This is a genomic window from Streptomyces sp. XY006, from assembly GCF_002237655.1.
Taxonomy (GTDB): Bacteria; Actinomycetota; Actinomycetes; order Streptomycetales; family Streptomycetaceae; genus Streptomyces; species Streptomyces levis.
Window position 1 is genome coordinate 38,429 of the sequence record NZ_NOKT01000038.1, and the last position, 12,390, is coordinate 50,818.

General features: G+C 74.4%; 11 protein-coding genes. 6 read left to right on the top strand and 5 right to left on the bottom strand.

The features are described from left to right. Positions 1 to 125 precede the first annotated feature (125 nt). Complete coding sequence (locus CHR28_RS33030; RefSeq protein ID WP_094057412.1) at positions 126 to 2,249, bottom strand: S9 family peptidase; 2,124 nt, start codon at positions 2,247 to 2,249, stop codon at positions 126 to 128. Positions 2,250 to 2,426: 177 nt separating this feature from the next. Here CHR28_RS33030 and CHR28_RS33035 point away from each other — a divergent pair, with 177 nt between their 5' ends. From CHR28_RS33035 to CHR28_RS37900, 4 genes are all read left to right on the top strand, one after another. Further along, positions 2,427 to 2,621, top strand: a complete 195-nt coding sequence (locus CHR28_RS33035; protein WP_003992731.1) for a hypothetical protein — start codon at positions 2,427 to 2,429, stop codon at positions 2,619 to 2,621. Positions 2,622 to 2,649: 28 nt separating this feature from the next. Further along, on the top strand, positions 2,650 to 3,510 hold the full coding sequence (mshB, locus tag CHR28_RS33040; RefSeq protein WP_094057413.1) for an N-acetyl-1-D-myo-inositol-2-amino-2-deoxy-alpha-D-glucopyranoside deacetylase: 861 nt from the start codon (positions 2,650 to 2,652) through the stop codon (positions 3,508 to 3,510). Beyond that, a complete protein-coding gene (locus CHR28_RS33045) occupies positions 3,507 to 3,917 on the top strand; it encodes a DUF6113 family protein (protein ID WP_094057414.1) in 411 nt (136 codons plus the stop codon). The genes mshB and CHR28_RS33045 overlap by 4 nt, the downstream gene beginning before the upstream one ends. 156 nt (positions 3,918 to 4,073) lie before the next feature. Next, on the top strand, positions 4,074 to 6,731 hold the full coding sequence (locus tag CHR28_RS37900; protein ID WP_179272639.1) for a hypothetical protein: 2,658 nt from the start codon (positions 4,074 to 4,076) through the stop codon (positions 6,729 to 6,731). Positions 6,732 to 6,897: 166 nt separating this feature from the next. Here CHR28_RS37900 and CHR28_RS33060 read toward each other — a convergent pair whose 3' ends face one another. Both CHR28_RS33060 and CHR28_RS33065 read right to left on the bottom strand, forming a co-directional pair. Beyond that, positions 6,898 to 7,749: a transglutaminase-like domain-containing protein gene (locus CHR28_RS33060; protein WP_094057416.1), complete on the bottom strand. Its 852-nt coding sequence runs from the start codon at positions 7,747 to 7,749 to the stop codon at positions 6,898 to 6,900. Positions 7,750 to 7,766: 17 nt separating this feature from the next. Further along, positions 7,767 to 8,801 (bottom strand): GNAT family N-acetyltransferase, encoded by a 1,035-nt coding sequence (locus tag CHR28_RS33065; protein WP_094057417.1) that lies wholly within the window; start codon positions 8,799 to 8,801, stop codon positions 7,767 to 7,769. A 140-nt stretch (positions 8,802 to 8,941) separates the two neighbouring features. Between CHR28_RS33065 and fdxA the strand changes: the two genes are divergently transcribed. Further along, positions 8,942 to 9,262, top strand: a complete 321-nt coding sequence (gene fdxA / locus CHR28_RS33070) for a ferredoxin (RefSeq protein WP_030929316.1) — start codon at positions 8,942 to 8,944, stop codon at positions 9,260 to 9,262. A gap of 129 nt (positions 9,263 to 9,391) precedes the next feature. Beyond that, positions 9,392 to 10,483 carry a bifunctional succinyldiaminopimelate transaminase/glutamate-prephenate aminotransferase gene (locus CHR28_RS33075; RefSeq protein ID WP_094057418.1) on the top strand — a complete coding sequence of 364 codons (1,092 nt, stop codon included), beginning with the start codon at positions 9,392 to 9,394 and terminating at the stop codon, positions 10,481 to 10,483. 73 nt (positions 10,484 to 10,556) lie between these two features. On the opposite strand, the gene CHR28_RS33080 is transcribed toward CHR28_RS33075, so the two are convergent. Together CHR28_RS33080 and CHR28_RS33085 are read right to left on the bottom strand one after the other, a co-directional pair. Continuing rightward, entirely contained in the window at positions 10,557 to 11,003 is a 447-nt protein-coding gene (locus CHR28_RS33080; protein ID WP_094057419.1) for an ATP-binding protein, read from the bottom strand. Between the two features lie 360 nt (positions 11,004 to 11,363). Further along, on the bottom strand, positions 11,364 to 12,344 hold the full coding sequence (locus CHR28_RS33085) for a heavy metal transporter (protein WP_094057420.1): 981 nt from the start codon (positions 12,342 to 12,344) through the stop codon (positions 11,364 to 11,366). Positions 12,345 to 12,390 lie beyond the last annotated feature (46 nt).

Here is a 12,390-nt window from a genome sequence, read left to right on the forward strand (position 1 = left end):
ACACGCAGGCAACTTCGCCGACCCGATACCGATATACGGACGCGTCAGGCTGTTCAGCGTACGGCCGTGCGGGTGCCGTAGACGGGCCGGGGCGCGCCATGTCGTCCCGGCCCGTCGCCGTGCGCTCAGGGGGTCGTGCCGCCGAGGGAGCGCTTCAGGAAGTCGACCTGGAGCAGCAGCAGGTTCTCCGCGACCTGCTCCTGCGGGGTCATGTGCGTCACGCCCGACAGGGGCAGCACCTCGTGGGGGCGGCCGGCGGCCAGCAGGGCCGAGGACAGGCGCAGGGCGTGCGCGACCACGACGTTGTCGTCGGCGAGGCCGTGCACGATCATCAGGGGGCGGTGGGGCTCGGCGGGTGAGGCGAGGCCGTCGTCCGTGACCAGGGAGCTCTTGGCGTAGGCGGCCGGCTGCTCCTGCGGGGTGCCGAGGTAGCGCTCGGTGTAGTGGGTGTCGTACAGGCGCCAGTCCGTCACCGGCGCGCCCGCGATCCCCGCGTGGAAGACGTCCGGGCGGCGCAGCACGGCCAGGCCGGCCAGCCAGCCGCCGTAGGACCAGCCGCGGATCGCCACCCGGGACAAGTCCAGCGGGTACCGCTTCGCGAGGTCCTCCAGCGCCTCCACCTGGTCGTCCAGCGAGACGGTGAAGTCGAGGTGGATCGCCTTCTCCCAGGCGGGGGAGCGGCCCGGCGTACCGCGCCCGTCGGCGACCACCACCGCGAAGCCCTGGTCCGCGAACCACTGGGAGGTCAGGTGCGCGTTGTGGGCCGCGACCACTCGCTGGCCGTGCGGGCCCCCGTACGGGTCGAGGAGCACCGGCAGGGGGGTGTCACCGGCGTAGTCCCGAGGCATAAGCACGGCGCACGGGATGCGGCGTGCGCCCCCCTCGGTGAGCGTCACGCGGGGGGACAAACCAGGATCTTCGGCGTACGAGCGGACAGTCAGGGTCGGTTTTCCGTCGCGCAGAATCTGTGCCCGCGCCCCCGCCCGGTCGAGCACCGACGACACCAGCACGGTCACGCCCCCGGCGCGCACCGCCGCGTGCACGCCCGGCTCCGGCGACAGCCGCTCCATGCCGAGCTCGTTCACCCGGTACACGTGCACCTGGCCCGTCTCCGCCTCCGCCGCCTCCTCGCCCGCCGACGCCGAGACCAGCACGTCGTCGTCGGAGACGTCCAGCACCGCCCTGACGTGCAACTGCGCCCCCGTCAGCGGCCGGTCCCCGACCGCGAGCACCCGCGCACCGCCCTCGTCCGCGATCCGGACCAGCTGCCCGGAGGGGCTCCAGCACGGCACCCCGGGGAAAAGATCAAGCCATGTTCGATCTTCGTCGGCGTGCACCATCCGGGTCGCGCCCGAGTCCGGGTCCACGGCCAGGATCAGCTGGCCGCGCTGGTCGCGCGACTGGACGAGCAGCAGCGGGGCGCCCGCCGCTGACCAGTGCACATGCGCCAGATACGGGTAGCGCGCCCGGTCCCAGGAGACCTCCGTGCGCACCCCGTCCAGACCGATCACGAACAGCCGGACCTCCGCGTTGCCGGTGCCCGCCGCCGGGTACGGCACCCGCTGCGGCTCCCGGTCGGGATGCGCCGGGTCGGCGATCCACCACCGCTGCACCGGCGTGTCGTCCACGCGCGCCACCAGCAGCCGGTCCGACTCCGGAGCCCACCAGAAGCCCCGCGAACGCCCCATCTCCTCGGCCGCGATGAACTCGGCCATGCCGAACGAGACGTGCTCCGCGTCCGGTTCGGCCAGCGCCCGGTCGTCCCCGCCCTCGGCGCCCACCACGCGCAGGGCGCCCCGCGCGACGTAGGCGAGATGCCGTCCGTCGGGCGACGGACGCGGGTCGATCACCGGCCCGGGCACGGCCACCTCGCGCGCCGTCCCGGCCCGCAGCTCCGCCGTGAACAGCCGTCCTGACAAGGCGAAAGAGGCCAGTTCCACGGCCGTGTCCGTGGCATAGCCGACGATGCCGGCGCCGCCCTCGCGGCTGCGCTCGCGCCGTGCCCGCTCCTCGGCGGACAGGTCCTCCGAGGCACCCCCCAGCAGGGCGCGCGGGTCGGCGGCCACGCGCTCCTCGCCGCCCTCCGTGTCGAGGACCCACAGCGAAGCCGCGCGGTCCGTACCGGAGCCGGAGCGCAGGAACACGACACGGGAACCGTCGGGCGCCACGGTGAACGAACGCGGCGCGCCGAGCGTGAAGCGCTGGGTGCGGGCGTGCCGTCGGGGGAAGGAGTCAGCCTCGGTCGTCATGCCCTGACCATATTGGCCATGCGCCCCCTTGTGCGGCCGTGCGCCGATCGATGCGCACGGACGGATAGTTATGATCAATGACGCATAGTGGGTATGAACCTGCTGGCTGCTGTACGGATTTAATGCCCCCATAGTCCGACCCCCCGCGCCCCTGTGGATCTTTGGAGGTGAGCCGCCGTGGCACTCTCGATTTCGGCGGTGGTGCTGCTGGCGATCATCGTCTTCCTGCTGATCAAGAAGTCAGGGTTGAAGGCGGGGCATGCGATCGTCTGCATGCTGCTGGGCTTCTATCTCGCCTCCTCGACCGTCGCTCCCACGATCAGCGAGCTGACGACGAACATCGCGGGCATGATCGGCAGCATCAAGTTCTGACCGTCACCGGACCTCGTAGGGTGGTCCCATGACGGAACAGCCCGGCCGTCGTCTGCTGCTGGTGCACGCGCACCCGGACGACGAGTCGATCAACAACGGCGCGACCATGGCCCGGTACGCGGCCGAGGGTGCCCACGTCACCCTGGTCACGTGCACCCTCGGCGAACGCGGCGAGGTCATCCCGCCCGAGCTGGCGCACCTGACCGGCGCCGCCCTGGGCCAACACCGCCGCAGCGAGCTGGCCGCCGCCATGTCCCTGCTCGGCGTCCGCGACGTCCGCCTGCTCGGCGGCGCCGGGCGCTACAGCGACTCCGGGATGATGGGCCTGCCCGACAACGACGACCCCGGCTGCTTCTGGCAGGCCGACGTCGACGAGGCCGCCGCCCACCTCGTCGAGGTGATCCACGAGGTACGCCCCCAGGTCCTCGTCACCTACGACGACAACGGCGGCTACGGCCACCCCGACCACATCCAGGCCCACCGCGTCGCCATGCGCGCAGCGGAGCTGGCCGCCGAGACCGGCTGGCACATCCCCAAGATCTACTGGAACCGGATGCCCCGGCCCGTGGTGGAGGAGGCCTTCGCCCGGCTCCGGGAGGAGCTGCCCGGCACGCCCTTCGCCAAGGCGGCCGCCGTCGACGACGTCCCGGGCGTGGTGCCCGAGGAGCGGATCACCGCCGTGATCGACGGCACCGCCCACGCCGCCGCCAAGGCCGCCGCGATGCGCGCCCACGCCACCCAGATCACCGTGGCGGAGCCCTACTTCGTGCTCTCCAACGAACTCGCCCAGCCCATCCTCACCACCGAGTACTACGAGCTGGTGCGCGGCGAGCCGGGCGCGGGTGCGCGGGAGACGGACCTGTTCGCCGGGATCGGGGAGGCGTCATGAGCGACCGCGGCCCCATGCTCGCCCAGCCGATTCGGCCCCCGTCCGCCGGACGGGCCGCGGCCCTGCTGGGGTTCGTCGTCCTCGGAGCCGTCGTCGGCACGGCCGGGGCGCTCGTACAGCCCGGGTGGTTCCCGGGCGGCCTGACCCTCGCGCTGGCCGGCGAGGCCGGGCTCGTCCTGGGCGCCGCGCGCCTCACTCGCAGCCGCTCCGGGGGCGTCGCGGCCGCCGCCGGCTGGATGCTCTCCGTCGTCCTGCTCACCGCCAGCCGCCCCGAGGGCGACTTCCTCTTCGCCGCGGGGAGCGGCTCCTATCTCTTCCTCCTCGGCGGCATCCTCGTGGCTGTGATCTGCGCCACCCTCGGCCCGGGACGGCAACCGGACGGCGGTCACGTCCGACTTGGCAAGTGACGTACCACTTCGCCGGGACGCGCCGGTGGGGGTCCGGTGTGACTTTCCCCAGCGGTCCTGAGATACGGGTGAGAAGTGGCCAGTATGGTGGTGCGCGCCGCCGAGCTGCCCGCGTGAGGTCGTGACGGGCGGCGGAGCCAACCGGGAGAACCTGCCTTGAGTCGTGAAACTGACACACCGTCCTCCGGGCCCAACGGGCGCGGCGGAGCCGCCTACCCGTCGGGCACGCCGCCCTACGGCACCCCGACGGTCTCCAGTGACGGCACGGACGCGGGCCGTTCGGCCAAGCGGCCGGAGGAACGCAAGACCGAGACCACGCTGACGACGCGGATCCGGATCAACATCCCCGGGTCGCGGCCCATTCCGCCGGTCGTCGTGCGCAAGCCCGTCGCGGAGGCGGACAGTCCCGCCGACAGCGACACGCGCGGTGAGACGCCGTCGGCGCCGGGCGCGGTGACGCCCCGGGGCGCGGGCACGGGTGCGGGCTCGGCCCCGGGTTCCGGTTCGGGATCCGGTCCGGGAACCGGCGAGTCTCCCGCCGAGGACAAGCCGACCAGTGACTGGTTCGCGCCCCGCAAGTCCGGCTCCGGTCCGGGCGGTCAGGGCGGCGGCTCCACCAACGGGGCCGGTGTGCCGGGCGGTTCCGCTCCGGCGGCCGGCGGTTCCGGTACGGGCGGCCCCGGTTCGGGCACGTCCGGCGTGTCCGGCGTGTCCGGTGGGGCACGTCCGGGTGCCGGGCGGCCCGGCGGCGTGGTCGGGGCCATGGGCGCGCCGGGCGGCTCCCGGTCCGGTGGCACGAACGGCGGCGGACTCCCCGGCGGCGCGACCGGCGGCCCCGTCGCGCCCGGGCACGGCGGCGGCACCGGCTCCTTCGACGTCACCGAGGCGCTGACGGCGGGCCCGCTGGGCAACGGCTCGCGGTCCGCCCCGGGCGGCGGCGAACCGCGCCGCGACGACCTCCCCTACTTCTCGGAGAACGGCGGCGGCCCGAACACGGCCGACGGCTTCCACGGCAGCGGCACTCCCGGCGGCTCCGGCGCCCGGGGCCCGGCCGGTCCGACGGGCGGGCCGGTGACCGGGGACGGACCGATGGTGCCGCCGGCGGGCGGCCCCGGGCCCTTCAACGAACCCGGCGGACCTGGTGCACCCGGCGGCTCCGGTGGGCCGGGCGGGCCGGGCGGGCCGGGCGGCTTCGGCGGCGAACAGGGCGCACCCGGCGGCTTCAACACGCCGGGCGGTCCCGGTGCCCCGGCTGGTCCCGGTGCTCCGGGCGGTCCCGGCCCCTCCGGCGGTCCTGGCGCCTTCACCGGCCCGGGCAGCCCGGGCGGCGCGGGCGGTCCCGGCGCCTTCACCGAGCCCGGCGGTCCGGCCGGTCCCGGTGGGCCCGGCGGCCCCGGCTCCCACAACGGCTTCGGCGACCCGGGCAGGCCCGGCGCCCCCGAGGCGTTCCACGACCCCGGCCGCCCGGGCGGTCCCGGCGCGCCCGGCGCCCCGGGTGCCTTCAACGACCCCGGCCGCCCCGGCGCCCCGGGTGCCATAGGCGGCGGCCCCGCAGGCTCCGGCGTCCCCGGGACCCAGGGAACGCCCGGCGGCCCGGGCGCCGCGGGACCGGGTGGTGGCCTCAGTGACGACACCGCCGTCCTCACCCCGCAGAAGCCGGCCCCCGAGCCCCCGGACGGCCAGGGCTACGGCCCCCGCCACGACAACGTCTCCGGACACACCGTCACCAGCGGCATCCCCGTCGTACAGCCCGGCGCGGCCTCGCCGTTCGGCCCGGGCGCGCCCGGCGACGGCCCCGTGCCGCACACGGCCCCGAAGCTGCCCGAGCCGGTCTCGCCGCCCCCGGCGAGCTCCTCCAAGGCCCCCAGGAAGAAGGGCCGGAACAAGCTCGTGCTGCTCGCCGTGGGCGTGGTCGTCGCCGCCGGCGGCCTCTACGGCGCCGGTCTGCTGATGAACCGCACCGACGTGCCCAAGGGCACCACCGTGCTCGGCGTCGACATCGGCGGCACCACCCGCGACGGCGCGGTCAAGAAGCTCGACGAGGCCTTCGACGACCGTGTCGGCAAGGAGCTGAAGCTGTCCGTGGGCGGCAGGACCGTCGCCCTGGACCCCGACAACGCGGGCCTGCAGTTCGACATGGACGCCACGGCCGACGCGGCGGCGAAGAGCGACTACAACCCGGTCTCCGTGATCGGCTCGCTGTTCGGCAACCACCGGGTCGTCGCCCCGGACATGCCCGTCGACGAGGAGAAGCTGCACGCCGCCCTGAAGAGCGCGGCGGGCGCCCCGGGCTCGTCGACCGACGGCACGATCGTGTTCAAGGGCGGCAAGGCCGTCCCCGTCTACGGCAAGCCGGGCAAGGGCGTCGACCTCGCCAGGTCGACGAAGGCGGTGGAGGAGGCGTACCGCGCGCAGGTGGAGACCGGCGCGGCCGGCACGGTGACCCTGCCGACCACCACACAGCAGCCGACGGTCTCCGACGCCGAGGTGAACCGGGTGCTGAAGGAGATCGCGCAGCCCGCGATGTCCGACCTCGTCACCGTCCGCACCGACGCGGCCCACAGCATCGACTTCGGCCGGCTCTCCCTGCCGAAGATCCTCAGCTTCAAGGCCGTCGACGGTAAACTCGTGGACACGTACGACCTCGAAGCGCTGCGGGAGGCCTACGGCCAGACCTTCGACGGCGTGCAGATCGAGGGCGCGAGCGGCAAGCGGGACGTCACCCCGCAGGACGTCGTCAGCGCGCTGCGCAAGGCCCTGCGCGGCAAGACGCCCGAGGAGCGGGTCGGAGTCATCGAGACCAGCCCGAACTGACCCCCGGTCACCCGCCGTACGAGACAGCCCCCGCACCGGCCCGCGGGGGCTTCCTCGTCCCCGGCCACCCGAACGGCCCGCAGCCGCCCCGCGGCACGGCCTCGACGGCGCGAAGCCGTCAAGGCCCGCGGCCGCCCCGCGGCACGGCCTCGTCGGCGCGAAGCCGTCAGTTCAGCATCGCCCGGGCCGCCGCCGCCTCCCCGCGCAGCCGCTCCGCCGCAGCCTCGTCCACGGCCGCCACCACCTCCGCGTAGGCCTCCAGCTCCATGGCCCCGGCCACGAAGTCCCCCCGCCGCACCAGCACCTGCGCCCGCTCGTACCGCAGCCGTGCCGGATGCGAGGGCAGCAGCAGCGACAACTCCACCGCCCACAGCGCGACGTCCGACCGCTCCGGGCGGGCCGCGGCCCACGCCCGCACGTTGTTCAGGATCCGCAGCACGACCTCCAGCGGGTCCGCGGGCCGCAGCATCGCAGGTTCGAGAGCCGTGCCCGTCGCCCCGGCCACCAGCAGCTCCGCGTCCGCCCCGGTCAGCACCCGCCCCCCGTCGAACGGATCGGCCAGCATCTGCTCCTCCTCGGGCCCGAACCCGACCACGAAGTGCCCGGGCAGCGCCACCCCGTACACCGGCGCCCCGGCCCGCCGCGCCACCTCCATCCACACCACGGAAAGCAGGATCGGCAGGCCCCTGCGCCGCTGGAGCACCTCGTGCAGCAGCGAGGACTCCAGGCGCTGGTAGTCCGCCGGGGTCCCGTGGAACCCCAGCCGCTCACCGAGCAGCTCCCGCAGCGCCACCGCCCACGCCCGCGGCCCCCCGGGCCGGAACGGCAGCAGCCCGGCCAGCCGGTCCAGCTCGACCTGCGCGGCGTCCAGGCCCGCCTCGTCCAGCTCCCGGTCCGCCTCGGCGCCCACCAGCAGGCACAGCGTCGACAGATCGGGCCGCTCGGAGCGGGCCTCCGCGGCGAACCGGCGCCGCAGCTCGGCGGAGCGTTCCGGGGACGGGGGAAACGGGGGACGCATGGCTGGCTCGTGCCCTCTCACGACGATCGGCTGCCGGCCGTGGTGCCGGCCGTGGCGCCGCCGGCCTCCGGGGCCCGGTAGTGGTGGTAGGCGTGGTGCGCGGCGAACCCCATCCCGGCGTACAGCGCCCGCGCCGCCGCGTTGTCGGCCTCGACCTGGAGCCAGGCGGCCGACGCGCCCTCGTCGAGCGCCCGCCGGGCCAGCGCGGCCATGACGGCCGTGCCGAGCCCCCGGCGCCGCAGCGCCGGGTCGACCTCGACGGCGGCGAAACCGGCCCACCGCCCGTCGACCACGCACCGCCCGATGGCGGCCGGCTCCGCCGTCCCGGGCACGGTCGCGAACCACACCGACGGCCCGCTCCCCAGCACCCGCAGCGCCACCTCGCTCACCCCCTTGCGCTGGTAGCGCGCCAGCCACGCCTCGTCGGCCTCCCGGGACAGCGCGACGCCCGCCGGGTCGCCCAGGCCGGCGACCGGCGCCAGCGGGCCCACCCACAGCTCGGCGGTCACCTCCCGCACCCAGCCCCGCGCCTCCAGCTCGGCGCACAGCGGCTCCTGGGAGCCCTCGGCGCCGGTCGCGGTCTGGACGTAGGCGGGCAGCCCGCGCTCGGCGTACCAGCGCCGCGCGGTGGTGAGCGCCGCGTCGAGCGGCACGCCCGGATCACCGAGCGGCAGCACCGAGTTGGCCCGCCGCGTGAACCCGGCGGCGGCCCGCAGCTCCCAGTCCCCGAGCCACTCGCTCTCCACGGGCCGCCACGCCCGCGCGGCGACCCGGGCCAGCTCCTCGTAGGAGGCGGCCGGGCCGCGGCGACGCGCCGGGGCGGCGGGCACGACCTTGCCCGCGACCAGCGCGGATTCCGGGATGCGGACGCTTTCGCCACTCTTGCGTGTGATGAGCAGCACACCGTTGTCCCATGATGTGAGAACACCGACCGTATCGGTGAACTTCTCACCCGGGGCACCATGTTCGATCAAGCTCCGGACGGAGACCCGTTTGCCCACGTCAGCAGCGGTGACACGGACCTCGAGTCGCCCGGCGGCAGAGATTTCCACAGGTCAGTTCACCCCTCCTGTTCGGATCATGCCCAGGAACGGAGATACTAGGGGCGGGCATCGACGACGCCGCGCTCCCGCGCGCCAGGCGGCGGAGCCTGAGGAGGCCCGCCAGCGCCCTATCGAGGAGGAACGACAGCGTGACCTACGTCATCGCGCAGCCTTGTGTCGACGTCAAGGACAAGGCGTGCATCGAGGAGTGCCCGGTCGACTGCATCTACGAGGGCCAGCGGTCCTTGTACATCCACCCGGACGAATGCGTCGACTGTGGGGCCTGTGAGCCGGTCTGCCCGGTCGAGGCCATCTTCTACGAGGACGACACTCCGGAGGAGTGGAAGGACTACTACAAGGCGAACGTCGAGTTCTTCGACGAGCTCGGTTCCCCGGGCGGCGCCAGCAAGCTGGGTCTGATCGAGCGCGACCACCCCTTCATCGCCGCGCTGCCGCCGCAGGCCGAGTAAGACCGCAAGCGGCCCGCACTTCGTGCCGCCTCGGTCCCGCACGGCCCGATCACGCCCGATCGCCGTGCGGGGCCGAGGCGTTCGCCGTGACCACCCGGCTCGTACGCACCAGAAAGTGAGCCAGCACCCGTGTCCGCAGTCTCCGACCGCCTGCCCACCTTCCCCTGGGACAAGCTGACGCCCTACAAGGCCACGGCCGCCGCCCACCCGGACGGCATCGTGGACCTGTCCGTCGGCACCCCGGTCGACCCGGTCCCCGAGCTGATCCAGAAAGCGCTGGTCGCGGCGGCGGACTCGCCGGGCTATCCGACCGTCTGGGGCACGCCCGAGCTGCGCGACGCGATCACCGGCTGGGTCGAGCGCCGCCTCGGAGCCCGGGACGTCACGCACCGCCACGTCCTGCCGATCGTGGGTTCCAAGGAACTCGTCGCCTGGCTCCCGACCCAGCTGGGCCTCGGCCCCGGCGACCGGGTGGCCTTCCCGCGCCTGGCCTACCCGACGTACGAGGTGGGCGCCCGCCTGGCCCGTGCCGCGTACGAGGCCTACGACGACCCGACCGGGCTCGACCCCGAGGGCCTAAGGCTCCTGTGGCTGAACTCGCCGTCGAACCCCACGGGCAAGGTCCTGTCCAAGGAGGAGCTGACCCGGATCGTCGCGTGGGCCCGCGCGCACGGCATCCTGGTCGTCTCCGACGAGTGCTACCTGGAGCTGGGCTGGGAGGCCGACCCGGTCTCGGTGCTGCACCCGGACGTCAACGGCGGCTCCTACGACGGCATCGTCTCCGTGCACAGCCTCTCCAAGCGCTCCAACCTCGCCGGCTACCGCGCGGCCTTCCTGGCCGGCGACCCGGCGGTACTCGGCCCGCTGCTGGAGATCCGCAAGCACGGCGGCATGATGACGTCCGCGCCGACCCAGGCCGCGGTCGTGGCGGCCCTCGGCGACGACGAGCACGTCCGCGTCCAGCGCGAGCGCTACGCCGCCCGCCGCACCCTGCTGCGCGAGGCCCTGCTCGGCCACGGCTTCCGCATCGAGCACAGCGAGGCGAGCCTGTATCTGTGGGCGACGCGCGGCGAGTCCTGCTGGGACACGGTGGCCCACCTCGCCGGGCTCGGCATCCTCGTCGCTCCGGGCGACTTCTACGGCCCGGCGGGCGCGCAGTTCGTCCGCGTGGCCCTCACGGCGACGGACGAGCGGGTGGCGGCGGCCGTACGCCGTCTGTGACCGCTTGCCCCGGTGCATGCCGAAGGGGTCCGGGGAAAGCTCCCCGGACCCCTTCGGCGTTCGCGGCGCGGCGTCAGCCGACCGGCAGGCTCTTCACCGGCAGCGAGTCCGCGGAGGGCACGCCGCCCTTGGTGAGGGAGTCCGTCGGCAGACCGCCCTGCGTGGAACCGGCGGCCTCGCCGACGAGCTGACCGGCGGAGCCCGCCGCGTCACCGGCCGCCTTCTGCGCCACCGGCGTGGCCTTCTTGACCGCCTTGCCGCCGGTCTTGCCCGCGGCCGGCACCGCCTTCTTCACGGTCTTGCCGCCGGTGTCGCCCGCGGTCTCGGTGACGTTCTGAGCCGCGCCGTCGACGGCGTTGCCGACGTTCGCCCCGTCCAGGGCGGTCAGACCACCGAGGTTCGGGGTGGCCGGCAGTTCGGGCGCCGCGCTGGCGGAGCCGGCCGCACCGACCCCGGCAGCCGCTCCCGCAGCGACGATCAGCGCGGCACGGGCGATCCGGCGGGTCAGGGGGAGGGACATGGTGCTCCTTCGACGGAGAGAACAGTGAGGTTCGTGAAGTGTCCGACCCGGTCCGGGAGTTGATCGACCGGCTGTCGATCGACTGGCTGTTGATCGCCCCGGCTCGGACGCAGTGACTACCGCTCGAAGCCCGCGAAGGTTGCGGCACCGCAACGTAAAGAGTTGGCAATGTGTCGCATTATCGGCTGCGGATAAAAACGGGCAAAGAGCCCCCCTCGGGAAAGGCCGCAGGATCCTTCCCGCCCAGTGTTCCCAAGGGATTCCGCCGCACGAGGAGTGAGGGGGCGAAAGCCTGCGCACCCCGTCGCCGCACGGGGCGCGGGTAATCCCCCGGGGTGAGTCCCCGTACCCCTGCGCGATCTAGCGCATCGTGACGATCCGGACCGAGTCCCCGGTCCGCTCCGCCCCCGCCGTGCCCCGGGCCGGGGCCTCCCGCCACTCGCTCGCGGTGTTCCCGGCGACCCACTCCCGGCCCGCGTACGTCACCCGCGCGATGTGCAGCTCGGAGGCGTTGGCCACCGCCCAGTGCGCCAGCTGCCAGCCGCGCCGCTGCGGATCCCGCCCGCCCGCGGCGCCCGGGTCGGCGGCCACCGGCAGCGTCACCGTCCGCCCGCCGGACCCGCCCGAGGCGCTCGGGGAGGGCGTGGGCGAGGCCGCCGACGAGCCGTCCACCTCGGCACCGGCCGGCGCCAGCACATCGCGCCCGAAGTCGCGCACCAGCGCGGCCCGCACCCCGTCGGGACCCGAGGCCCGGGTCGCGCCCGGCCGGCCCTCACAGGTCAGCGTGGCCGCCGACTGGCCGGTCAGGGCCGCGGCGAGCAGCGCGGCGTCCGGCTCGTGCTTGGCGTAGGCCTGCGGGAAACCGCTGCGCTGCACGCGCTGCGCGGCGACCGTGAGGGGCAGCCGCGTGTAGCCGGGCACCTTGACCAGGTGCTCGTAGAACTCGCCCGCCGAGTACGTCGGGTCCATGAGCTCCTTCGGCGTGCCCCAGCCCTGCGAGGGCCGCTGCTGGAACAGGCCGAGGGAGTCCCGGTCGCCGTAGTCGATGTTGCGCAGGCTCGACTCCTGCAGCGCCGTCGCCAGCGCGATGGTCACGGCCCGCTCGGGCAGGCCGCGCGCCGTCCCGACAGCGGTGATCGTCGCCGCGTTCACGGCCTGCTCGGGCGTGAACTCGTACGACGCCCCGTCGCCCTTGCCCGAGACGACTTTGCAGCCCGGACCGCTCGTGCCCCCGGTGATGTACTGCACGACGAGGTAGCCGGCGACCGCGAGCAGGGCCACGAAGGCGGCTCCGCATCGGAAGAGGCGGCCACGGCGCTTGGGAGAGGACGGCTCTGGCACGCCGTACAAGGTACTGGAGAGTACGGAGTGGCATGAGCCCGGTGGG

Coding starts and splice junctions, on each gene's coding strand:
- CHR28_RS33030 (WP_094057412.1), bottom strand. CDS start 2,249: ATGACGACCGAGGCTGACTCCTTCCCCCGACGGCACGCCCGCACCCAG.
- CHR28_RS33045 (WP_094057414.1), top strand. CDS start 3,507: ATGAGCGACCGCGGCCCCATGCTCGCCCAGCCGATTCGGCCCCCGTCC.
- CHR28_RS33080 (WP_094057419.1), bottom strand. CDS start 11,003: ATGTCCCTCCCCCTGACCCGCCGGATCGCCCGTGCCGCGCTGATCGTC.
- mshB (WP_094057413.1), top strand. CDS start 2,650: ATGACGGAACAGCCCGGCCGTCGTCTGCTGCTGGTGCACGCGCACCCG.
- CHR28_RS33060 (WP_094057416.1), bottom strand. CDS start 7,749: ATGCGTCCCCCGTTTCCCCCGTCCCCGGAACGCTCCGCCGAGCTGCGG.